Annotated in this window: 17 protein-coding genes and 1 pseudogene; 2 read left to right on the forward strand and 16 right to left on the reverse strand. The window is 64.0% G+C overall.

The features are described from left to right. Window positions 1-10 precede the first annotated feature (10 nt). A complete protein-coding gene (gene pepN, locus AC0V8S_RS28840) occupies window positions 11-2656 on the forward strand; it encodes an aminopeptidase N (RefSeq protein WP_475434842.1) in 2646 nt (881 codons plus the stop codon). Window positions 2657-2856: 200 nt separating this feature from the next. Then, window positions 2857-5178 (forward strand): PAS domain-containing sensor histidine kinase, encoded by a 2322-nt coding sequence (locus AC0V8S_RS28845; RefSeq protein WP_475434844.1) that lies wholly within the window; start codon window positions 2857-2859, stop codon window positions 5176-5178. 45 nt (window positions 5179-5223) lie between these two features. On the opposite strand, the gene AC0V8S_RS28850 is transcribed toward AC0V8S_RS28845, so the two are convergent. The 16 genes and pseudogenes from AC0V8S_RS28850 to AC0V8S_RS28925 form a co-directional block, all read right to left on the reverse strand. Further along, window positions 5224-5700, reverse strand: coding sequence for an EF-hand domain-containing protein (locus AC0V8S_RS28850; RefSeq protein WP_183457723.1), 477 nt, complete (start codon window positions 5698-5700; stop codon window positions 5224-5226). Window positions 5701-5750: 50 nt separating this feature from the next. Then, window positions 5751-8712 (reverse strand): annotated as a pseudogene (locus AC0V8S_RS28855) (bifunctional [glutamine synthetase] adenylyltransferase/[glutamine synthetase]-adenylyl-L-tyrosine phosphorylase). Beyond that, entirely contained in the window at window positions 8712-10193 is a 1482-nt protein-coding gene (locus AC0V8S_RS28860) for a sensor histidine kinase (RefSeq protein ID WP_475434846.1), read from the reverse strand. The pseudogene AC0V8S_RS28855 and the gene AC0V8S_RS28860 overlap by 1 nt, the downstream one beginning before the upstream one ends. Before the next feature lie 8 nt (window positions 10194-10201). Then, window positions 10202-10876 (reverse strand): response regulator transcription factor, encoded by a 675-nt coding sequence (locus tag AC0V8S_RS28865; protein ID WP_027041628.1) that lies wholly within the window; start codon window positions 10874-10876, stop codon window positions 10202-10204. Between the two features lie 365 nt (window positions 10877-11241). Beyond that, window positions 11242-12795, reverse strand: coding sequence for a Do family serine endopeptidase (locus tag AC0V8S_RS28870; protein ID WP_183457719.1), 1554 nt, complete (start codon window positions 12793-12795; stop codon window positions 11242-11244). A 133-nt stretch (window positions 12796-12928) separates the two neighbouring features. Further along, complete coding sequence (locus AC0V8S_RS28875) at window positions 12929-13396, reverse strand: cytochrome c-type biogenesis protein (RefSeq protein WP_183457717.1); 468 nt, start codon at window positions 13394-13396, stop codon at window positions 12929-12931. After that, a complete protein-coding gene (locus tag AC0V8S_RS28880) occupies window positions 13393-15384 on the reverse strand; it encodes a heme lyase CcmF/NrfE family subunit (RefSeq protein WP_475434849.1) in 1992 nt (663 codons plus the stop codon). Before AC0V8S_RS28880 ends, AC0V8S_RS28875 begins: the two co-directional genes overlap by 4 nt. A gap of 38 nt (window positions 15385-15422) precedes the next feature. Next, window positions 15423-15866, reverse strand: a complete 444-nt coding sequence (gene ccmE / locus AC0V8S_RS28885; RefSeq protein ID WP_475434851.1) for a cytochrome c maturation protein CcmE — start codon at window positions 15864-15866, stop codon at window positions 15423-15425. A 2-nt stretch (window positions 15867-15868) separates the two neighbouring features. Further along, the gene (gene ccmI / locus AC0V8S_RS28890; RefSeq protein WP_183457711.1) at window positions 15869-17008 is read right to left on the reverse strand and encodes a c-type cytochrome biogenesis protein CcmI; all 1140 of its coding nucleotides are present in this window, start codon (window positions 17006-17008) and stop codon (window positions 15869-15871) included. Window positions 17009-17125: 117 nt separating this feature from the next. Continuing rightward, window positions 17126-17563, reverse strand: a complete 438-nt coding sequence (locus AC0V8S_RS28895) for a hypothetical protein (protein WP_183457709.1) — start codon at window positions 17561-17563, stop codon at window positions 17126-17128. A gap of 209 nt (window positions 17564-17772) precedes the next feature. Beyond that, complete coding sequence (locus AC0V8S_RS28900) at window positions 17773-19143, reverse strand: ATP-binding protein (protein ID WP_183465214.1); 1371 nt, start codon at window positions 19141-19143, stop codon at window positions 17773-17775. A 40-nt stretch (window positions 19144-19183) separates the two neighbouring features. Beyond that, window positions 19184-19849 carry a response regulator transcription factor gene (locus AC0V8S_RS28905; protein ID WP_095203169.1) on the reverse strand — a complete coding sequence of 222 codons (666 nt, stop codon included), beginning with the start codon at window positions 19847-19849 and terminating at the stop codon, window positions 19184-19186. A gap of 107 nt (window positions 19850-19956) precedes the next feature. Then, window positions 19957-20256 carry a hypothetical protein gene (locus AC0V8S_RS28910; RefSeq protein ID WP_475434854.1) on the reverse strand — a complete coding sequence of 100 codons (300 nt, stop codon included), beginning with the start codon at window positions 20254-20256 and terminating at the stop codon, window positions 19957-19959. A 173-nt stretch (window positions 20257-20429) separates the two neighbouring features. After that, complete coding sequence (locus tag AC0V8S_RS28915; protein WP_475434855.1) at window positions 20430-20837, reverse strand: DUF3168 domain-containing protein; 408 nt, start codon at window positions 20835-20837, stop codon at window positions 20430-20432. 365 nt (window positions 20838-21202) lie between these two features. Next, window positions 21203-22009, reverse strand: coding sequence for an ABC transporter permease (locus tag AC0V8S_RS28920; protein ID WP_475434857.1), 807 nt, complete (start codon window positions 22007-22009; stop codon window positions 21203-21205). Next, window positions 22009-22842: an ABC transporter permease gene (locus AC0V8S_RS28925; protein ID WP_095203164.1), complete on the reverse strand. Its 834-nt coding sequence runs from the start codon at window positions 22840-22842 to the stop codon at window positions 22009-22011. The genes AC0V8S_RS28920 and AC0V8S_RS28925 overlap by 1 nt, the downstream gene beginning before the upstream one ends. Window positions 22843-22852: the final 10 nt, after the last annotated feature.

Raw genomic sequence — 22852 nt, forward strand, 5'->3', positions numbered from 1 at the left:
AACCCAGGGAATGCGCACGGACACCGGCCAGGTCTTCAAGCTCGAAGACTATCGCCCCAATGATTATCTCATTCCGCAGACCAACCTCACCTTCCGCCTTTCGCCAGAGGCCACAATTGTCACCGCAATACTGACGGTCGAACGCCGCGACGGCGTAGCAGCGGCGGCGCCATTGGTGCTCGACGGCGATGGGCTGACGCTCAAGCGCATCGAGATCGACGGCAAGAAGGCAAAACCCGCGGACCTGCTGGTAACCCCTGACCAGCTCACCCTTCTCGAGCCGCCTGCCGCGCGCCGTTTCCAGCTGCTGATCGAGACCGAACTGGCGCCGGCCGGCAACGAGGCCTTGATGGGGCTCTACCGCTCGAACAACGTCTATTGCACGCAATGCGAGGCCGAGGGCTTTCGCCGCATCACCTATTTCCTCGATCGGCCCGATATCCTGTCCGTCTACACGGTGCGGATCGAGGCGTTGCGCGACGAGGCGCCGCTGCTGCTGTCCAACGGCAATCCGGGAGACAGTGGCGATCTCGGCGACGGCTGGCACTATGCCATCTGGCACGACCCCTTCCCCAAGCCGTCCTATCTGTTCGCCCTGGTCGCCGGCAATCTCGGCCAGGTCGCCGACAGTTTCGTCACAATGTCCGGCCGCAAGGTCGAACTCGGCATCTATGTCGAGCCCGGCAAGGAGAAGCTCGCCGGCTACGCCATGGACGCGCTGAAGCGGTCGATGCAATGGGATGAGGAAGCGTTTGGCCGCGAATACGACCTCGACGTCTTCAACATCGTAGCCGTGTCCGACTTCAACATGGGCGCGATGGAGAACAAGGGCCTCAACATCTTCAACGACAAATATGTGCTGGCCGACGAGGAGACGGCGACCGATGCCGATTTCGCCAATATCGAGGCGATCATCGCGCACGAGTATTTCCACAATTGGACAGGCAACAGAATCACTTGCCGCGACTGGTTCCAGCTTTGCCTGAAGGAAGGGCTGACGGTCTTCCGCGACCACGAATTCTCCGCCGACCAGCGCTCCCGGCCGGTCAAGCGCATCGCCGAGGTACGCCTGCTGCGCGCGCATCAGTTTCCCGAGGACCAGGGTCCGCTGGCGCATCCGGTGCGGCCGCGCCGCTACCGCGAGATCAACAATTTCTACACGGCGACGGTCTACGAAAAAGGCTCGGAAGTGGTGCGCATGATCCGCACCATCCTCGGGGCTAAGGCCTTTCGCGCCGGCATGGACCTTTATTTCGAGCGGCACGACGGCGACGCGGCGACGATCGAGGATTTCATCAAGGTGTTCGAGGACGCCTCGGGCCGCGACCTATCGCAGTTCGCGCTTTGGTATCATCAGGCGGGCACGCCCAATCTGACGGTCAGTTCGACGCACAATGCGGCCGCGCAGGAATTCACGCTCGAGATCGAGCAGTCGGTGCCGCCGACCCCCTCCGAAAGCCGCAAGCGGCTGATGCATATTCCGCTCACCTTCGGCCTGATCGGCGCTGGCGGCAGGCCTGTCGCCTATAGCGGCGTCGAGGGCGCCAGCGTCGAGGATGGCGTCATCCATCTCCGCAAGCGCCGCCATATGGTGCGTTTCTCGGGCGTTGCCGAACGTCCCGCCGTGTCACTCAACCGCGGCTTTTCGGCGCCGGTGACGCTATCGGTCGAACAGAAGGCCGACGACCAGTTCTTCCTCGCCCGCCATGACAGCGACGCCTTCTCGCGCTGGCAAGCCTTCAACACGCTGCTCACCGATGCGCTGATCGCAGCCTTCCGCGAGATCCTTGGCGGCAAGCACCCGGTCTTCGCCACCCGGCTGACCGAGCTTGCCGGCAGCATCGCCGTCGATGAGACGCTGGAGCCAGCCTACCGGGCGCTGGCGCTGGCACTGCCGGGCGACGCCGACATCGCCCGCGACATCGGCAAGAATATCGATCCCGACGCCATCCACGCAGCCCGGCAGGCCCTTGCGCTGGCGATCGCCACGGCCAATGCCGAGGCATTTTCCAGCCTCTACCACAGGCTTGCCGACAAGACCGCCTTCAGCCCCGACGCGGCAAGCGCAGGACGGCGCGCCCTGCGCAACACTTTGCTGGACTATCTCTCGCTGCTGCCGGGCGGAGCCGCACTGGCCGCCGGGCATTTCCAATCGGCGACCAACATGACCGACCGCGCCGCCGCCCTTGCCGTGCTTGCATATCGCCACCATGGTTCGCCGGAGGCAAACCAAGCGCTGGCGGCGTTCGAAAAGACCTATGCATCCGACCCGCTGGTCATGGACAAATGGTTCCAGATCCAGGCCAGCGTGCCGGGGCCGCAGGCGATAGACACGGTTCGGGCGCTATCCGCTCATGCGGCCTTCTCGATGGCTAATCCGAACCGGGTGCGCTCGCTGATCGGCACATTCTCCAGCGCTAACCAGACCGGCTTCCACCGCGCCGACGGCGAAGGCTACCGGTTCTTCGCGCAAACTGTGCTCGAGGTCGAAAAGCGCAATCCGCAAGTGGCGGCAAGGCTGGCGACGGCGCTGAGATCATGGCGTTCGCTCGAACCGGGCCGGCAGGCCAAGGCCCGGGAAGCCCTGCTTTCGATCGCCAATGCCGAAAACCTGTCGGCGGATCTGCGCGATATTGTGGAGCGGACGTTGGCCTAGGCACCCCTTGCCTTCTCCCGTGCGGGGAGAAGGCCCGAGGCCGCCGCACCTCCAAAACCGATTATTTTAGTCGATTTTTAATCTTTTTTCGTCGGACCACTGGACAAGGCGAATCACCTTTGATTCTTTACTGACGATTCGGATGTGCGGCGTTTTGCCGGATCACCAAGCAGCATAGGCAAATTCGGGGAGTGCCATTTATGGCGAAGGCGGACGCGTGGGGCGCGCCCGGTGGGATGGCTTTTGCGCGTCGCGGGACGCGCAGCGACGGCCTTGCCGGGAATACGCGGCTCATTGCCGAACCGGCCTATAAGCGGCTTCTGGCCGCCGAGCCGCTGCTGCGCCGGTCGATACCGGCCCTCATCATCATCTTCCTGCTCGTCATCGCGGCGCTGCGCGTGCTGTCACTGATGAACGAACGCGACGACGTCGAGCGCGATGCCAAGGCGATCCTGACGCTGGCGGCGGGTCAGCTGGCCAGTTCGCTGGCCACCACCTCGGACACCGTGCCCGGCGCCGTCCAGGATCTGCTGGAGACCACCAGCCGCCAGGGCGCGATGGGCCGCAGCCACGTGCTCGTCATCACCGACAACGCCTTCAAGATCACCGCGGTGACGCCGCGCTCGATGCCATGGCAAGGCCATTCGCTCGACGGCCTCGTCGAGGGCGGCCAGCCGCTGTTCATGTTCGGCGACCGCGCCGGCGTCATGGAGGTCAGCATTGGCGGGCAGGACTGGTATGCGGCGGTCAGCGTGGCCAAGGATCGGAAGGGAGCGGCGGCGGCCCTGGTGCCGCAGCAAGCGGTCTTCGACACATGGCGCAAGACCGTCTCGCTCAACGTCACCCTGTTCGTGCTGACAGCCGGCGTGCTGATCATCATCCTCTACGCCTATTTCGGGCAAGCGGCACGCGCGCAGGCCGCCGACCGCATCTATCTCGAAGCGCATCAGCGCATCGACATGGCGCTGGTGCGCGGCCGCTGCGGCCTGTGGGACTGGGACATGGTGCGCGGCAAGATGTATTGGTCGCGCTCGATGTACGACATGCTGGGCTACGAGCCCTGCGAGACGATGCTGTCCTTCGGCGAGGTCGACGAGATCATCCATCCCGAGGACGGCGACCTGTTCGAGCTCGCCAACAGAATTGTCGCCCGCGAGATCGACCATATCGACCAGGTGTTTCGGATGCGGCATGCCGACGGCCAATGGGTGTGGATGCGCGCGCGTGCACAAGTCATGGATCCGGAGGCGCCGGAGATCCAGCTGATCGGCATCGCCGTCGACGTCACCGAGCAGCGCCATCTGGCGCTGCGCTCGGAAGCGGCCGATCTGCGGCTGAGGACCGCGATCGAGAACATCAATGGATCCTTCGTGCTGTGGGATTCGGCGCAGCGCCTGATCATGTGCAACTCCAAATACCAGCAGGACAACGGGCTGTCGGATCGCGACGTGATGCCGGGCGTGACGCGCGCTTCGCTGGAAGAACGGATGCTGGCCTTTGCTTCCGAGCGCCGGCTTGCCAATACCAATGGTCCGCAAGGCGGCGCCACCTTCGAGCGGCAGCTGGCCGACGGCCGCTGGCTGCAGGTCAATGAACTCCGGACCCGGGATGGCGGCATCGTCTCCGTCGGCTCCGACATCACCCAGATCAAGCTGCATCAGGAAAAGCTGGTCGACAGCGAACGCAGGCTGATGGCCACGATCCATGATCTCAGCCTCGCCAGGCGTTCCGAAGAGGAACGCTCCAGTGAGTTGGTTGACCTCAACCGCAAATACATGAAGGAAACCGAGCGCGCCGAAGCGGCGAACCGGGCCAAATCCGAATTCCTGGCCAACATGTCGCATGAATTGCGCACGCCGCTGAACGCCATCATCGGCTTCTCTGAACTGATGGAACAAGGGCTGTTCGGCCCGCTGGGGTCGGAGCGCTACGAGGAGTACGCCACCGATATCAACAGCAGCGGCAAATATCTGCTCGGCGTCATCAACGACATACTCGACATGTCCAAGATCGAAGCCGGCCAGTTCTCGCTGGACCGCGAACAGATCGACCTCGGTCCGCTGATCAGCGAGACGGTGCGCGTCGTCTCGCTGCAGGCGGCGCAGAAGGCGATCACCGTGGAAACACGCATCGCCGATGCGCTGACCTTGTTCGCCGACCGGCGGGCCATCAAGCAGATCGTCATCAACCTCCTGTCCAACGCGGTGAAGTTCACCGGCCAGGGCGGCCATATTTCGGTCCGCGCCCGCAACACGTCCGGCGCGCTGGTGCTGACGATCGAGGACAATGGCTGCGGCATACCGAAAGCGGCGCTGGGCAAGCTCGGGCGGCCCTTCGAACAGGTGCAGAACCAGTTCTCCAAGAACCATGCCGGGTCCGGGCTTGGCCTTGCCATCTCCCGCTCGCTGGCCGAGCTCCAGGGCGGTGCGTTGAAGATCCGTTCGACGGAGGGTGTCGGCACGATCGTGTCGGTGCGCATTCCGGTGAAAAAGGCGCCGCCGGCCGTCAAGGCCGCCGCTTGAGCGGCCGGGCTCCGGCTGATGTTGCCGGAGCCTGCCTCCTAAACTTCACTGCATGGTGTCGCCGTCGTCTTCATCCGATTGGCCATGATGGCCAAAGCGGCCACCCTTCGGCAGTTCGCTCTTCTCGATCTTGCCATCATTGTTCTTGTCGAGCATGGCGAACACCTTCTTCTCACGACCGGTGATGTCATCTGACGTCAGCGTGCCGTCGCCCTTGGTGTCGTAGCGGGCGATGATGCGCCTAGCTATCCGCTCGAAACGCGCCTTCTCCAGAGCATCGGCCAGTTGGGCGACGGTCAGCTTGCCGCCATTCTCGGCAACGAGCTTCTTCAGTCGGGCGTTCATGGCGTCGGAGAACTGGTCGAAGGTGATGGCGCCGTCTGAATCGCTCATCGCCTTGTTGAGGCGCATCATCGTGTCCTCGCGCATTTTCGCGCTGGCATTGTTTTCGGCATAGGCGGTGGTGCCGACGGCGCCAGCGAGCGCTGCGAAGGCTAGGGCAAGCTTGGTTGACTTTCTCATGGGTCTTCTCCTGTTGCATCGTCACCCCCGATGCGGCCGGACAAGCTCTTTCACGGTCGTCCGGCACGAAGCAAAAGGTCGAAGTCCTTCCTGACCTTTTGCGACGTCTCCTTGAGATGTGCTTCCAGCACACCGAAATCCGGCAGGTCGGTGACCGCCAGAAGCAGATCCGAAAGCCCCGGCGGGACGTCATCGCGCTCGAACGGGCCAGTGAGGCAGAGCCGCGTCATCTGAGTCAGCGCCAGATAGAGCGCGAAGGCGGCACCAAACTCCTGCCGGACTCCGGCATCGGCGAAGCCAGGCGTCAGCCGAGACAGAATCTCTGCCGTACCGGTGACACGCGGCCCGGCCTCGACCTGCCCGGTGATGACAGCCACCTGGGCGATGAATTCGAGATCGATCAGCCCGCCGGGGATCAGCTTGATGTCCCAGAGGTCACGCGCCGGCTTTTCCTTCTCGATCATGGCGCGCATGTCCGAGGCCTCGGTCTTCACCTTTGCCGCGTCGCGTGGCTGGCCAAGCACAGCGGCAACTTCCGCTTCGACCTCGGCGCACAGGCTGGTGTCGCCGCCAATGGCGCGCCCCCGCGACAGCGCCATGTGTTCCCAGGTCCAGGCCTCCTGGCGCTGGTATTTCTTGAAGGCATCGACGTGGGTGGCCACCGGCCCCTTGTTGCCGGACGGCCGCAGCCGCAGGTCGAGTTCGTAGAGTACCCCTTCCGCCGTCGGCGCCGACACGGCCGAGATCAGCCGCTGCGTCATGCGGGTGTAGTAGTGTGACGGCGCCAGCGGCTTGTCGCCGTCGGAGTCCTCAGCATCCGCGTCATGATCGTAGAGCAGGATGAGATCGACATCCGATCCCGCCGGTCAATTCGCGGCTGCCAAGCTTGCCCATGCCGAGCAGCGAAACCACGCCGCCGGCGATCGTGCCATGGCGCGCCGCGAATTCGGCGGTCACCGCCTGCAGCGCCGCCTCGATAGTGAGATCGGCGAGATCGGAAAAGGCGCGGCCGGCACGGGCCGGATCGATCGAACCGGCAAGCAGCCGCACACCAATCAGGAATTTTTGTTCCGAGGCAAAGATGCGCAGCCGGTCCAGCACCTCCTCATAGGCCCTGTCGCCTTCGAGGAAGGCCGAAAGCCGTGCCGAGAGATAGGCGCGGTCAGGCAGTTCACTCAGCAAGGCCGGGTCGAGCAGGCCGTCGAAGACATGCGGCCGGCGCGTGATGATCGCCGCCAGCCGGGGCGCGGCGCCCATGATCGTCGCCATCAGCTTGAGCAGCGCCGGATTTGATTGCAGCAGCGAGAACAGCTGGATGCCGGCGGGCAGGCCGGCAAGGAACTCGTCGAAGCGGATCAAGGCTTCGTCCGCCCGGCGCGTCTGGCCGAAAGAGCGCAGCAACGCCGGCGTCAATTCCGTCAGCCGCTCGCGCGCCTCCGCCGACCGGGTGACGCGATAGCGGCCGAAATGCCAGCCGCGAATGACGCGGCAGATGTCGCTCGGCCGTTGGAAGCCGAGGCCATGCAAAGTCCGCAGCGTGTCGGGATCGTCGACATCGCCGGTGAAGACCAGATCGCCGATGCCCGCCGAAAGCTCCGGAGCGGTTTCGAACAGTGCCGCATAGTGGCGTTCGACCTGCTGCAGCGAGGCGCGGAATGCCAGGGAAAACGCAGCCGCATCGGCAAAACCCAGCATGCGGGCGATGCGTTCCAGCCCTTCATCGTCTTCCGGCAGCGTATGCGTCTGCTCGTCGGCCACCATCTGGACGGCGTGCTCGACACGGCGCAGGAACCAGTACTGGCGGGCAAGCGCGTCACGCGCATCGGCGGTGATCCAGCCGCGGGCGGCGAGCTGGCCAAGCATCGGCACGGTTTCACGGCCGCGCAGTTCCGGAAAGCGGCCGCCGGCGATAAGCTGCTGTGTCTGGACGAAGAACTCGATCTCGCGGATGCCGCCGCGGCCGAGTTTGACGTTGTGGCCCTTCACGGCGATCTCGCCATGGCCCTTGTGAGCGTGGATCTGGCGTTTGATCGAATGGACGTCGGCAATCGCCGCGTAGTCCATGTATTTGCGCCAGATATAGGGCTGCAGCTCCTTGAGGAAGGCAGCACCCGCGGCCAGGTCGCCAGCCACCGGGCGCGCCTTGATCATCGCCGCACGTTCCCAGTTCTGGCCACGCGCTTCGTAGTAACGCAGCGCGGCTTCAACCGGGATCGCCAGCGGGGTCGAACCGGGATCCGGGCGCAGCCGCAGATCGGTGCGGAAGACATAGCCGTGCTCGGTGCGGTCCTGCAGGATACGCACCAGCCGTCGCGTCAGCCGCGAAAACAGCTCGGTGGCGTCGAGCGGGTCGACCACGGCGGGCGCTTCCGGATCGAAGAAGACGACAAGATCGATGTCGGAGGAGAAATTCAGCTCATGCGCGCCGAGCTTGCCCATGCCGAGCAGGATCCAGCCCGATTGCCGTGACGGATCGTCGATATCCGGCAGTTTGAGCTTGCCCTGGCCATGCGCGTCGCGCAGCAGGAAGTCGACGGCCGCACGGGTGCAGACATCGGCAAGATCGCTCAACCGCCGTACCGTCAGCGACGTTTCCGCCTCACCGGCGAGGTCAGCCAATGCGATCAGGAAATGCGCCTCGGCCTTGCACTGGCGCAGCTCCATCATCAGGCTGGATTCGGAAACCGTCTCGGCCAATGGCACCTGCTCGATCGCGGCGGTAGTCGCTTTCAGGCGCGCCTCGACCGGCTGGTCGAAAAGGGCATCCAGGATACGCGGCCGGCGCCGCGCCGTGTCACGCAAGAACGGCGAAAGGTCGAAGACGGCGGCCAGGAAATCCTGGCCCTCCCCCTTGCCGGCCAGGAATTTGGCCAGCCGCGCCAACCCTTCTTCGCGTGCCACCGTGGCGATCTCGGCCAGTGCCTGCCGCGCCCGGCCTTCGTCGAGAGGGGCAAGCCCAACCACCGGCTTCAGCAGCCAATGCGGGACCGTCCGTTTCGCAACCGCAGCCATCAGTGATCCTCCCGTGTAGGGAAACTCATGACCACGGATAGTCCCGGATTGCCAGGCAGGAGATCAAGCCGTCCATAGTGGAAGGTCATGACCGCCTTGGCGAGGCTGAGGCCAAGGCCGGAACCCGGCTGCGAACGGCTCTTCTCCAGCCGCACGAAACGTTCGGTCGCCCGAGCGCGATCGGCATCGTCCGGAATGCCCTGGCCGTTGTCGGCGACACAAAGCCTGATCTCGCCATGTGTCCGCTCGAGCGTGACACGAACCGCCGGCTTGGACGTGGAGTCCGTCGAATATTTGATCGCATTGTCAACGATGTTGGACAGCGCCTGGCCGATCAGCTCGCGGTTTCCGTCGACGAGAAAAGCACCATTCACTTCGGCTTCGAGCGAAACGCCAGCCTCTTCCGCCACCGGCTCGTAGAGCTCGGCGACATCACGAACGGCCGCCGCCAGATCGACGCGGTTGGTGTGCTCGGACGAATATCCGGCCTCCAGCCTAGAGATCATCAGGATGGCGTTGAAGGTCTTTATCAGCTGGTCGGACTCGGTGATGGTGCCTTCGAGCGCCTGACGATAATCGGCGGGCTTGTGCTTGCCGGAAAGCGTCGCCTCGGCCCGGTTGCGCAGCCGGGTCAGCGGCGTCTTCAGATCATGCGCGATGTTGTCGGAAACCTGCTTCAGGCCTTCGTTGAGCGTGGCGATCCTGGCCAGCATGGAATTGAGGTTTTCCGAAAGCCGGTCGAACTCGTCGCCGGCGCCGGTCACCGGCAGCCGGCCCGAGAGATCACCGCCCATGATGCGGCGGCTGGCCTCCGACACGCTGTCGATGCGCTTCAGCGCGGCGCGGCCGACAAAGAACCAGATCAGCAGCCCGCCGAGGCCCATCATGCCGAGCGCCAGCATCAGCGCACGGCGTATGACGGCACGAAAGCGTTCGGGTTCGCCAAGATCGCGGCCGACCAGCATGATCATCTGATTGGGCAGCCGCAGCACCAGCGCAATGGCGTTGTGACCTTTCTCGCCTTCGGCCGGCGGTGTCGCATTGTCGCTAGTTGCAGGAGACGGCGTCTGGTCGGACGTTCCGCTGCGCAGGCGGTCAAGCTCGCCTTCGCCGAAGCGCTTGTAGGAGAACGGCTCGGTCGTCCAACCCTCGGTGTCGATCACCCCCGGTTCCAGGCTCTGCACGTTGCCGGTCAGGATCTGGCCATTGGCATCGGCGATGAGATAGAGGTTGGCACCAGGCTGACGGGAGCGGTTTTCAACCACGCGCACCAGCACGGGCAGGCCACCGCGCTGATAGGCGCGGGCGAGGCCGAGCACTTCGTCGTTGATGGTCTCCTGCGTTTGCGCCGTCAGCATGCGCGCCGACAGCGAGGTCATGTAGAAGACAAGCAGCACGGCGCAGAGCGCGAAGAGCAAGAGGTAGAGCGCCGAAAGCCGCGCTGCCGTCGTCTTCATGATGGCGGGCACGGAAAGAGCCATGCTGTCGCCTAGCCGCCCTTCAGCATGTAGCCAGCGCCGCGAACCGTATGCAGGATCGGCTTGTCGAAGCCTTTTTCGATCTTGCCGCGCAAGCGCGAAACGTGGACGTCGATGACATTGGTCTGCGGATCGAAATGATAATCCCAGACATTTTCGAGCAGCATGGTGCGCGTCACCACCTGGCCGGCGTGGCGCATCAGATATTCGAGCAGGCGGAACTCGCGCGGTTGCAGCGTTATCTCGCGCGCCGCCCGGCGGACCGAATGCGACAGCCTGTCGAGCTCAAGGTCGCCAACCCGGTAGACGGTTTCGGCCTCCTTGGCGCTGGCGCGGCGGTTCAACACTTCGACGCGGGCCAGAAGCTCGGAAAACGCATAGGGCTTGGTCAGATAATCATCGCCGCCGGCGCGCAGCCCGGTAACCCGGTCATCGACCTCGCCCAGCGCCGACAGGATCAGCACCGGAGTGGTGTTGCCGCGGGAGCGAAGGCCGGCAATGACCGACAAGCCGTCGCGGCGCGGCATCATCCGGTCGATGACCATCACGTCATAGTCGCCGGCGTCGGCAAGCGCGAAACCGGTTTCGCCGTCACCGGCGACATGCGCGGTATGACCAGCCTCGGCGAAGGCTTTCTGCAGATAATCCGCAGCCTCCCGATCGTCTTCTATGACGAGAATCTTCATAAGGCCGTTATACGCGATTTCGCTGGAAGGTTGAGTAGCCGGCATCTGCATTTTAGCCTTTGCCAAAGCACGTCGCGATCAAGATGATCGAGATCGCGCGCGATAAAATCTTGTTCTCTGGTTGTCTTCATCCCCGACAAGCCTGTTTCGGGGCCTGTTTCGAGGCATGATCCTGCAATCACCACATCCTCCCGGCCCAGCCCGAAGGAGCGTTTTTGGGCGACTTTCAAAATGTGCGGCAGCGGGCGATGGGAGGCCCGCTGCCGCTGGAGGAGAGCACGATGACTGACTAACGTACCCGGCTCCATGCTTTCCCATGCGGCGGCTCGGGGGTGTTTGAAACCGCAGCACCGGAAAAGTCGTTGTCAGCCCTTGGCGACGGGCAGCGCGACGAAACGGTTGTTGTTGTCGCGGGTGATCTGCATCAGCACCGCCTTGCGGCCGGCCTTCACCGCGTCGGTCATCGCCTTGGTGACGTCGTCGGTGCCGTTCACCTCGTTCGAATTGACCGCGGTGATGATGTCGCCCGGCTGGATGCCGCGGTCGGCGGCAGCGCTGTCGGGATCGACATCGGTCACCACAAGACCCTTGCCGTTTTCGGACTTGGTGACGGTGAGGCCGAGATCGGCCAGCGTGTCGGGCTTGGCCGGAGCAGCGGGCTGCTGCTGCTGGTCGTTCGAGGCCTGCTTGTCGCTGGCCGGCAGCTTGCCGAGATCGACCTTGATCGTCTGGCTCTTGCCGTCGCGCCAGACGGTGACGTCAACGGGCTTGCCGGGCGAATAGGCGCCGATCAGGCGGGCGAGTTCCTTCGGCGAAGCGACATCCTTGCCCTCGACCTGGGTGATGACGTCGCCCGCCGTGATGCCGGCCTTCTTGCCGGGGCCATCGTCCTGGGCGCTCGACACCAAGGCGCCGTTGTTGGACTTCAGACCGAGCGATTCGGCGATGTCCGAGGTAACCGGCTGGATTTCGACGCCGAGCCAGCCGCGCTGCACCGCACCGTTCTTCATCAGGTCTTCGACAACCTGCTTGGCGGTCGAGGCAGGAATGTCGAAGGCGATACCGACGCTGCCGCCCGAGGGCGAGAAGATCGCCGTGTTGATGCCGACCACCTGGCCGTTGAGATTGAAGGTCGGGCCACCCGAATTGCCGCGATTGACCGAGGCATCGATCTGCAGGAAATCATCATAGGGGCCGGCGCCGATGTCACGGCCACGCGCCGAGACGATACCGGCGGTGACGGTGCCGCCGAGGCCGAACGGATTGCCGACGGCCACGACCCAGTCGCCGACGCGAACCTTGGAATCGTCGGCGAAATCGACATAGGTGAACTTGCCACCACCGTCGACCTTGAGCACGGCAAGGTCGGTGCGCGGATCGGTGCCGACAAGCTTGGCGTCGAGTTCTTTGCCGTCACTGGTCACCACGGTGAAAGCGGTGCCTTCCTCGACGACATGGTTGTTGGTGACGAGGTAGCCGTCCTCGGAGATGAAGAAGCCGGAACCCTGCGCCACCGGGCGCGGCTGGTCGTTGTTGCCGCGGTCGCGGTGACCGAAGCGGCGATGGCCGTCATCGTTCTGGCCGTTCTGGTCACCGAAGCCGCGGAACTCCTTGAAGAAGCGGCGCAGCTGCGGATTGTTGGGAAGATTGTCGAGACCGTCCTGGTCATCGGAGCCATCATCGGCGGTCGGCTGGATCTTGGCCTTCACCTTGACGCTGACCACGGCCGGCGAAACGCGCTCGACGACATCGGCGAAGCCCTGCACCTGCGGCGCCTCGACACGTACGGCATCGGCAAGAACGGGGCTGGTTCCGCTGGTCAGTGCGCCAACGCCGATCGCGCCGGCAATGGCGACGGAAGCGGCGGCAGCCAGAAGACGCTTGCGGGTGCGGGAATATGAATTGGGGGCAATATTCATGGGTCTCTTATCCTCTTTCAAACGGACGCTGCTTGATCGGCATCCTCGGGGAGAGAGACTTAGAGAGGCGCACATTACAGCGCCATTTCCGACACATGAAACTTTGGTAATGTTGGCTGGGCAGTCGCGGGCGTCAGTCGCGGTGCAGGATGGCGTCCAATGCCGCCTGTTCATCTGAAGACAGGGACTTTGTCGCCAGGGTCCGACGCGACCGCGCGGTCCGCACAATGAATACGCCTCCGACCAGCAGCAACAGCACAGGCGTGCCCCAAAGCAACGCATTGCGCAGGTCGAAACGTGGCTTTAGCAGCACGAACTCGCCGTAACGGGAAACGACATAGTCCATCACCTGCTGGTCGGTATCGCCGGCGACCAGGCGCTGGCGCACCAGGATGCGCAGGTCGCGGGCAAGGTCGGCATCGGATTCGTCGATCGACTGGTTCTGGCAGACCATGCAGCGCAGGCCTTCCGACAGCGCCCGCGCCCTCGCCTCGAGCGCCGGATCGGCCAGCATTTCGTCAGGCTTCACCGCCAGCGCGGTGCCGGCAAAGCCGAGCGCCAGCATCAGGACGAGCAACGCGGCGGAGAACCTTGCCTTCATGGCAGGACCGCGGGCGCCGCGGCGCCCGCCTGCTTGCGCCGGCGTGAGGGCGCGCCGACCCGCAGGCGCCTGTCCATCAGCGACATGGCAGCGCCCGCCATCATCACCAGCCCACCGCCCCAGATCAGCGTCACCAGCGGTTTCCACCACAGGCGCACGACGACCGAGCCGTCCTTGGCTTCATCGCCGAGTGAAATGTAGAGCTGGGAAAGACCAAGGGTCTTGATGCCGGACTCCGTCGTCGTCGTCTGCCGCACCGGATAGAAACGCTTGGCGGAACTGATTTCGCCGACAGGACTGCCGCTGACACCGATCAGTTCGAAGCGGCCACGGTCCTCGCTGTAATTTGGCCCCTGCGCCGGATAAAGCCCGACGAAACGCAGCGTATGGCCTGACAATTCCACCGTCTCGCCGGCGCGCATGGCGAGGATTTTCTCGGTGCCGAAGGAGAGCGTGGCGACGATGCCGAGCAAGGTCAGGCCGAGGCCGAGATGGGCCAATGCCGTACCGAAGACCGAGCGCGGCAGGCCGGCAAAGCGCCTGACCATGACGGAGGGCGCAACCGATCCGACGCCCGACTTGACGGCAAGGTCGGTGAGCGCGCCGGCGATCAGCCAGACCGCAAGGCCGATGCCGAGGGCGGCGAAAACCGAGGAGCCGTCGATAAACAGGCCGGTGACCAGCATCGCCGCCAGCGCCACAGCGAAGGCGGCCATCAGGCGTTGCGATGCGGCGAAGACATCGCCACGCTTCCAGGCCAGCAGCGGGCCGAACGGCACGAGGACCAGAAGCGGCAGCATCAAGGGGCCGAAGGTCAGGTCGAAGAACGGTGCTCCGACCGAGATCTTGTCGCCGGTGAGCGCCTCCAACGCCAGCGGATAGAGCGTGCCGACGAGCACCGTGGCGGTCGCCGTGGTCAGGAACAGATTGTTGAGGACAAGCGCGCCTTCACGCGAAATCGGATGGAACAGGCCGCCGGCCGTCAGCCTCGAGGCGCGCAACGCAAACAGCGCCAGCGAGCCGCCGATGAACAGCGTCAGGATGCACAGGATGAAGACACCGCGCGTCGGATCGGTGGCAAAGGCGTGCACCGAGGTGAGCACGCCCGAGCGCACCAGGAAAGTACCGAGCAGCGACAGCGAGAAGGTCAGGATGGCGAGCAGCAAGGTCCAGATCTTCAGCGCCGAGCGCTTTTCCATGACGATGGCCGAATGCAGCAGCGCGGTGCCCGCCAGCCACGGCATGAAGGAAGCGTTCTCGACCGGATCCCAGAACCAGAAACCGCCCCAGCCGAGTTCGTAATAGGCCCAGTATGACCCCATCGCGATGCCGCCGGTCAGGAACATCCAGGCGACCAGCGTCCATGGCCGCACCCAGCGCGCCCAGGAGGCGTCGATGCGGCCCTCGATCAAGGCGGCGACTGAGAAGGAAAAGCAGATCGAGAAGCCGACATAACCGAGATAGAGCAGCGGCGGATGAATGGCGAGGCCGAGATCCTGCAGGACCGGGTTGAGGTCGCGGCCTTCGATCGGCGCCGGATTGAGCCGGATGAAGGGGTTCGACGTCGCCAGGATGAACAGGAAGAACGCAGCGCCAATGGCGCCCTGCACGGCCAGCACATTGGCACGCAGCGTCGCCGGCAGGTTGGAGCCGAAAGCCGCGACCAGCGCGCCGAAGAAGGTCAGGATCAGCACCCAGAGCAGCACCGAGCCTTCGTGATTGCCCCAGGTTCCGGTGATCTTGTAGATCATCGGCTGCAGCGAATGCGAGTTTTCCCAGACGCTCGCCACGGAGAAATCGGAGTTCGCGTAGGCACTCGCCAGCGCGACAAAGGACAGCGCCGTCAGCGCGAAGCCGGTCACCGCGACAGGGCCGCCGACGGCCATCAGGCGCTGGTTGTTGAGGCGCGCGCCGAACAGCGGCACGATCATCTGCACCAGTGAGAGCGCAAACGCCAGGACCAGGGCGAAATGTCCGGTCTCAACCATGGTGGTTCCCGCAATTCACTCTTGCTCTCCCACCAGAGTTATTCACTCTTGCTCTCCTGCCAGACGCCCTTGGCCTTCAGCCCGTCGGCCACTTCCTTGGGCATGTAGCGCTCATCATGCTTGGCCAGCACGCTGTCGGCAACAAAGACGCCGTCCGGGCCGAAACTGCCCTCGGTGATGACGCCCTGCTCCTCGCGGAAAAGGTCGGGCAGGATGCCGGTATAGGTGACCTTGACCGATTTGTGCGTGTCGGTGACCGAAAAGGCGACCGTCGCCCCCTGCCCGCGCTGGATCGTGCCTTTTTCGACCAAACCGCCGAGCTTGATGCGCTGGCCGGGCTGGAGGCTCGCCGTGGTGAGGTCGGCCGGCATGTAGAAATAGGAGGCCTTCTGGCCAAGCGCGTAGAAGGTCAGCCCGGTGGCGGCGCCCAGGAAAGCCAACCCGCCGACAATGACCGACAACCGTTTCTGCTTGCGCGTCATGTCTACTCCGTCGCCGTCAGGCCGAGCGAGGCGGCAAAGGCGGTGAATTTCTTGGCTTCGTCACTGCCGGCGCCAAAGACGGCGATAGCACGACCGAGCGCCTCGCGCGCCTGATCGGCCTTGCCCAGCACGACATAGGAACGAACGAGCCGCATCCATCCTTCCGGGTCGCGCGGATTTTGCCGCAGTTTTTCGTCGAGGCCGGCGACCATCGTGTTGATCATGGCTTCGCGGTCCTGCGGCGACAGGGAGGACGCGGCGTCGATATCCGCGGCGTCTGGCCCCTTCGCGGCGGCACCGGAAGCGACTTCGGGGCTGGCGGATTTGGCCAATGCCTGCTCGACGGCGCCGCGCCACGGTGAATCCGGTGGCAACGTGCCCAGCATTGCCTGCCAAGCCGCGACCGCTTCCTTGTTTCGTCCCTCCTGCGCCAAGGCCATGGCCAGATAGAAGCTGGCTTTCGCATTGGCTGGATCAAGCCTCAGCGCCGCCTCGAAGGCATCTTGGGAATCGGCGGAAACAATGCCGCCTGCCGCACCGGCGATCGCCTCGCCGAGGCCGGCCTGGCGAACAGCGCTGTCGCCGTCGAGGCGGATGGCATTGCGATAGGCGGTCACCGCGTCGGAAAAGCGCTGCATGCGCAGATAGACCGGGGCCAGCACGTCCCATCCCCTGCCATCGGACGGGTTGGCGGCAAGGTGGGCCTCGGCCCGTGCCACCAATTCGTCGACCGAACTGTCGGCCGGGTTCTTGGCCAGCCTTTCGCTGAGCGGCTGAGCCGGCAGGTCGGGCGAGCCGATCCGGCTGTAAACACCCCAACTGATCAGCGGCACCGCCAGCACGGCCACGGTCGCGACAAGCCGTGCCGTGACCGAAGCTTGCCTGGCCGACGCCTTGCCGGCCGTATCCGCATTGTCGAGGCGAAGGATGCGGCGCGCGATTTCGGCGCGGGCCTCGGCCGCTTCCGCCGGCTGGATCAGGCCTCGCGCGGCGTCGCGGTCAAGCTCGGACAGTTGATCGCGATAGACTTCCAGATCATGCTCGCCGCTCGACGACGCGCCCTTGGCGCCCCCGGCCAGCGGCAGCAGCACCGCCAGGCTCGCGCCGAGCGTCAGTAATGCGGCTATGACCCAGAACAGCATGGTTCTTCCAATAACGGCAGAGCCCTGCCCTGCCAACACAGGCATCCTGCGACGCTTTGACGGTCGGCGCGCCGAACGTCCTTGATCGACATCAACCGGCCGGATCCGGTCTGAATCTCAGGTCAGCGGCGTCCAGCTGCCGTCGGCATTGCGGCACGCGGTTCCGCGCGCCGTTACCCCGGCGCCGCCGGTGAACACCGTCTGCGTATACTGGCGGCAGTCTTGCGAACCGACGCGATAGGGTTGGGCCGGAACCACCTCGCCATAGTGGGATGCCTGATCGCCCTTCCACGCCACCTTCTGGCCGCTCGTCGTATATTCGAGCGCCTTGTATTCCGCCTCGAGCGCGTTGCGTTTTTCCGATTCGCTGAGGCCGTTGCCGATCGAGCCGCCAATGAGGCCGCCGTCCATTGCCGAAATGATCGACTTGGTGACCTTGCCGGCTGATGGAGGCGTCGAGGCCGGTGTCGGCGCGAGCGTTGGGCCCTTGCCGCTCAACGTGGAGCAGCCGGACAGGGCCAGCAGGGCGGAAACAAGCGCGACGCGAATCTTCATGCCAACAACCGGTTTTCTTGAGTTGGAGCCTGCCATGGATGCGCCGGGGGCCGCGTCATCGGAGAAGTAGGCGTGGCCATAGTATTGATATTTGTCGGAAATTTGGCCGCCGCCAGCCGCTTCTGGAGCAATCGGTATTGCTCCGGGATCAATCGATAGATCGCCATACCATACGCCGTCCACCGCTGTCGATTGGCCCCGAGAAAGCGTCACTGAAGGCTCCGCAATCGCACCACCGCCTTCAATCCGCCCATGCCGGACCGTTCGAGCGCGAGAACGCCTCCATACTCGTTGACGAGGTCGGCGACAATGGCAAGCCCCAGACCTGTTCCCGGTTTTGTCTCGTCCAGGCGCCTTCCGCGCTTCAGCGCGTCGCGTGCCTTGTCCTCGGGAATGCCGGGACCGTCGTCGTCAATGCTGATCTCGAACAGATTGTCATCCTTGCCGGCCGACGGCGCCACTGTGACCGACACTGCGCTTTTTGCCCATTTCATCGCATTTTCGAGAAGATTGCCGAGCAGTTCCTCGAGGTCCTCGCGCTCGCCGGCAAAGACGATCTCGGTGGCCGGCAGCGACAGCGACAGGCTGGTCTGCGGGTTGAGCTTCTGCAAGACCCGCACCATGCGCTGCACCAGCGGCGCCACCGGCGTGCGGTAGACGACGCTGTCGCGTTGCGCCGCGACGCGGGCGCGCTGCAAATAATGGTCGACCTGTTTCTGCATCGAGGCGGCCTGCTCGGCGATCAATTGTCCCTTGGCGCCGCCAAGCGCCCTGCCTTCGTTAAGCAGCACGGCCAGCGGCGTCTTCAGCGAATGGGCGAGATTGCCGACCTGGGTTCGCGAGCGCTCGACAATGCGTTTGTTGTTTTCGATCAAGGCGTTGGTTTCGTTGGCTAATGGTTCGATCTCGGCCGGGAAGCGGCCGTCTAGCCTCTGTGCGGTGCCTTCGCGCACCATGGCAAGGGCGTTGCGAACCCGGCGCAACGGCTGCAGGCCGAGCAGGATGGCAATGGCGTTGATGGCAATCATGCCGACGCCGAACAGGCTGAGATAGGTCAGCAGGCGGCGCTGGAAGGTGGCGATTTCCTGCTCCAGTTCGCTCTGGTTGCCCATGACACGGAAACGCGCGGCGCGGTTCTTGGCGTCGAGCACGAATTCGCTCTCGAACACTTCGAGCTGCTCACCGTCGATGCCTTCGGCCGAATAGCTGCGCTGGAAGCTGGCATTGAAGGGCACCTCGGCGACGCTGGGCGACGGGATTTTGCTCGTCATCGACGACGAATGAAGGTCGCCATGCACGCCTTCCGAGGCCGGCTCCACCGACCAGTACCAGCCCGAATTCGGCTCCGAGAAGCGCAGGTCGCCAAGGTCGGGAGCGCCGGTGAGCGCTCCCGTGTCGGAAATGCCGATGGACCCGATCAGGTTGAACAGATGCGCGGACAACAGGCTGTCAAAGCCGCGCTCGCTGGCCTGGCGATAGAGCGTGGTGATCAAGGTGAAGATGACGACAAGGGTCAGGATCGCCCAGACCGTGGAAAAGGCGATGACGCGGAACGTCAGCGAACGCGGCCACAAACGCAGCGAAAGCGGCGCCCTTACGGTTGGTTTGAGCGGTTCCGAGTTACGCCTCCGGCTCGCGCATGCGGTAGCCCATGCCACGCACGGTTTCGATCATGTCGATGCCCATCTTCTTGCGCAGCCGCCCGACAAACACCTCGATGGTGTTGGAATCGCGGTCGAAATCCTGGTCGTAGAGATGCTCGACCAGTTCGGTGCGCGAGACCACTTCGCCCATATGGTGCATCAGATAGGCAAGCAGGCGGAATTCGTGCGAGGTCAGCTTCAGCGGCACGCCGTTGACGTCGGCCTTCGAGGCCTTGGTGTCGAGGCGCAGCGGCCCGCAGGAGAGTTCCGACGAGGCATGGCCGGCGGCGCGGCGGATCAGCGCCCTGACCCTGGCGAGCACCTCCTCGATGTGGAACGGCTTGGTGACATAGTCGTCCGCGCCGGCATCGATGCCGGAGACCTTGTCGCTCCAGCGGTCGCGCGCCGTCAGGATCAGCACCGGCATCTTGCGACCGCCACGGCGCCAGCGCTCGACCACGCTGATGCCGTCCATCTGCGGCAGGCCGATATCGAGCACGACGGCGTCGTAAGGCTCGGTGTCGCCGAGGAAATGGCCTTCCTCGCCGTCAAAGGCACGGTCGACGACATAGCCGGCGTCGACCAGCGCATCCGCTATCTGCCGGTTGAGATCCTTGTCATCCTCGACGACGAGTACGCGCATGCGGAGATCGACACCTGTTGAAGAGTTCAGTCAGACTGAAGACTGGGTCAGATATAGGCCGATTCCGGCGGCCTGGGAAACGTAGCCCTGTAAGATGGAAGACTGGGTCAGTTCTGCGGAACGACGATCTCGGAACGGCGCGGACGCTGCCCGTCCTTGCCCGGCACCAGCACGACGATGACGCAGACCGGCTGGCCACCGCGTGTCGACTGCGAGGCCTTGGCCAGCGTTCCGCCATTCTGCTCGGCCACCTGCTGGCCGATCGCGTAGCAGTCATTCCCGGCGACGACGACCGGATCGTCCTGGTCGGACGCCGCGACCGACGCAGCGCTTGCCTGCGACGCGAACAGCCCGGCGGCACAGAGCGCCAGGGTCGCGATTCGAAAGTGGGAGCGAAGCGTTTTCATGGTCGGCGTTGTAACGCATCGGTGCTGAACGTGAAATGAACGGTGATCGATGCGAAAACCATGTTCGCTACACCTCTGAAACGCGAGACGACCGACGGTCATTTCGTCGCCCCAATCCGACGAAATCCCGCAAATGCCAGTCTAGACTCCGTTTCAGTCAGATTGAAAGCGTGTCAGGCACTTTCCTGCGTCAGCGCACGAAACCGCAGCAATCCATGGTGCACGAGGAGGTCTTCGTCATAACGGGCCTCGGTGAATTCGAGCGTTAGCCGCGTCTGGCCACGCGGGCCGATCACCAGCGCCGCGTCGGCGAGGCGGGCCTTGATGGCATCCATGATGGCAAGTGTCTCGACATCGCCATTGGCTTTCGACCAGACATGCAGCGTGATCAGTTGATCGTCATTGTTGTCGGCGCCGGTGTTCCAGTCAAAGGCGCTGGTCTGGCCACAGGTCACATAGGGAAAGGCGGCATTGTCGGCTGCCTGTTCGAGCAGGCCAGCGCCACCCAGCAACGCCGACAGCGACGCATCGCTTTTGAGCCTTAGAAAAAGTGCCTGCAGCAAATCGCCGGGCGCGGTCATTTGTCGTCCCCCTCGCCTGTCACGCCTTGTGCAAGCCGTTCGCCATACCGGCAAATTCGCGCGTAGCGTAGCCGGCTCGACAAGTCCGCGCCATACCGCGTGATTCGTCTCATGGCGATCATGATCGCCGATCATCTCGAAAATACGACTCTGTTATGAACAGATTGCCATGCCGTGCAAGTTTGGAGAGCCGATTTGCTCAGCCAGCATGTTGCCCGAGCGTCTTGCGGCAAAGGGACAGCAGAGCCATGTCGGAATTCCAAGGACCAAGGAGCGAAATTCCGAACGGCAGCCCCTCGGCCCAGTCGAAGCGTTGAGTGAAGCGAGGAGACTGGCCGGTTCGGCCGCGTCTCGGTGCGGTTTGTCTAGTGCCCGGCGCGCTGCCTGGTGACCACACTGCGCACCGCCAAGACCAGCACGGTGATGATGATCAGGATCACCGAGAGCGCGGCGATCGCCGGGTCGATGTTGTCGCGCAGGCCCATCCACATCAGACGCGGCAGCGTGATGGCGTTGACCGAGGTGATGAACAGGGTGACGCCGATCTCTTCCCAGGACAGCACGAAGGACAAAAGCGCCGCGGTTACGATGCCGAACTTGATGTTGGGCATGATGATGCGGATGGCGCGCTCCCAGACAGTTGCGCCAAGCCCCCTCGCCGCAAGGTCGATGCGCCGATCGAGCTGGCTGAGCGAGACCAGGATCAGCACCGTGGCGAAGGGCACCGTCATCACCGAATGCGCCATGGCGACGCCGAGCCAGGTGTCGTAGCCGAAGAAAGAACTCATGCCCGATACCGAGGTCAGCAGGAAGTAGAGCGTGATTGCCGAGACCACTGGTGGCACCACCATCGGCAGTAACACGAAACCGACGAGCGCGGCAGTAAAGCGCGGCTGGAACATCCAGACGCCGAGGCTGAAGCACAGCGCCAGCACGGTGGAAAGGGCGCTGCTGACGACGCCGATGCGGATCGAGAGCAGGATCGAGTCGATCCAGCGCGGATCCTCGATCAATGCCCTGTAATGGCGCAGCGACAGTTCGCCTGATGGCATCGCCAACATGCGGCTCGGCGTCAGCGAGACCGGGATGACGGCAAGCAACGGCATCAGCAGGAACAGCGCCACCAGGGCGGCGATGACCAGCGAGACGGGACCGGGGCGATAGGTCGGCATCAGATCAACTGCTTCGGTTTGACGTAGCGGAACAGCAGTGCCATCAGCGCGCCGACGAACAACACCAGCACGACGCTGATCGCCGCCCCCAGCCCCCAGTCCGGGCTCTGAAAAATCCTGAGATAGATCAGTTCGGCGATCATGACGCTGCGGCCGCCGCCAAGGATCGCTGGCGTGACGAAGAAGCCGAGCGAGAAGACGAAGACGATCAGGGCCGAGCCGATGATGCCGGAGCGTGTCATCGGCACGAACACCGTCCAGAAGGTGCGCATGCGGCTGGAGCCCAGCCCTCGCGCCGCTAGCAGCACGCGGTCGTCGAGGCTGCGCATGGCGGACGCCAGCGGGAAGACCGCGAACGGAATGAGGAAATGCGTCATGCCGACGACGACGCCGAATTCGTTGCGCACCAGCGTCAGCGGTTCGGAGATGAAGCCGATCGATTGCAGCCAGGTGTTGATCAGGCCGCGATTCGACAAAAGCGCCACCCAGCCGAAGGCGCGCGTCAGCACCGATATCCAGAACGGCACCAGGATGCAGAATTCGGCGATGAGGCGCTGCGCCGGGCTGCCGCGCACCCAGACGACCGTGATGGCATAGGCGGCGGCGACGGATACAACAGTGACGATGGCCGCGATGCGCAGCGTGCGGATGAACACCGACTGCACCAGATCGTCGGTGAGCAACGCCTGGTACTGGCCAAGCCCTGGCGTTGGCAGAGTAAAACTCCACTTCACCACGCCGAGAAACGGCCAGGCATAGGCCAGGATGAGGAACAGGAGCAGCGGCGCCATCAACAGCGCCGCGCCCATCCTGTCGGAGAGAACGCCTCTCATCTCAGATCAG

The organism is Mesorhizobium oxytropidicola, from assembly GCF_056174625.1.

Bases quoted from the DNA above. Each gene is read 5' to 3' on its own strand.
- AC0V8S_RS28915 (WP_475434855.1), bottom strand. From the start codon at position 20,837: ATGACCGCGCCCGGCGATTTGCTGCAGGCACTTTTTCTAAGGCTCAAA.
- AC0V8S_RS28910 (WP_475434854.1), bottom strand. From the start codon at position 20,256: ATGAAAACGCTTCGCTCCCACTTTCGAATCGCGACCCTGGCGCTCTGT.
- AC0V8S_RS28925 (WP_095203164.1), bottom strand. From the start codon at position 22,842: ATGAGAGGCGTTCTCTCCGACAGGATGGGCGCGGCGCTGTTGATGGCG.
- AC0V8S_RS28875 (WP_183457717.1), bottom strand. From the start codon at position 13,396: ATGAAGGCAAGGTTCTCCGCCGCGTTGCTCGTCCTGATGCTGGCGCTC.
- AC0V8S_RS28860 (WP_475434846.1), bottom strand. From the start codon at position 10,193: ATGGCTCTTTCCGTGCCCGCCATCATGAAGACGACGGCAGCGCGGCTT.
- AC0V8S_RS28870 (WP_183457719.1), bottom strand. From the start codon at position 12,795: ATGAATATTGCCCCCAATTCATATTCCCGCACCCGCAAGCGTCTTCTG.
- AC0V8S_RS28920 (WP_475434857.1), bottom strand. From the start codon at position 22,009: ATGCCGACCTATCGCCCCGGTCCCGTCTCGCTGGTCATCGCCGCCCTG.
- pepN (WP_475434842.1), top strand. From the start codon at position 11: ATGCGCACGGACACCGGCCAGGTCTTCAAGCTCGAAGACTATCGCCCC.
- AC0V8S_RS28895 (WP_183457709.1), bottom strand. From the start codon at position 17,563: ATGAAGATTCGCGTCGCGCTTGTTTCCGCCCTGCTGGCCCTGTCCGGC.
- AC0V8S_RS28880 (WP_475434849.1), bottom strand. From the start codon at position 15,384: ATGGTTGAGACCGGACATTTCGCCCTGGTCCTGGCGTTTGCGCTCTCA.
- ccmE (WP_475434851.1), bottom strand. From the start codon at position 15,866: ATGACGCGCAAGCAGAAACGGTTGTCGGTCATTGTCGGCGGGTTGGCT.
- AC0V8S_RS28850 (WP_183457723.1), bottom strand. From the start codon at position 5,700: ATGAGAAAGTCAACCAAGCTTGCCCTAGCCTTCGCAGCGCTCGCTGGC.
- ccmI (WP_183457711.1), bottom strand. From the start codon at position 17,008: ATGCTGTTCTGGGTCATAGCCGCATTACTGACGCTCGGCGCGAGCCTG.
- AC0V8S_RS28905 (WP_095203169.1), bottom strand. From the start codon at position 19,849: ATGCGCGTACTCGTCGTCGAGGATGACAAGGATCTCAACCGGCAGATA.
- AC0V8S_RS28845 (WP_475434844.1), top strand. From the start codon at position 2,857: ATGGCGAAGGCGGACGCGTGGGGCGCGCCCGGTGGGATGGCTTTTGCG.
- AC0V8S_RS28865 (WP_027041628.1), bottom strand. From the start codon at position 10,876: ATGAAGATTCTCGTCATAGAAGACGATCGGGAGGCTGCGGATTATCTG.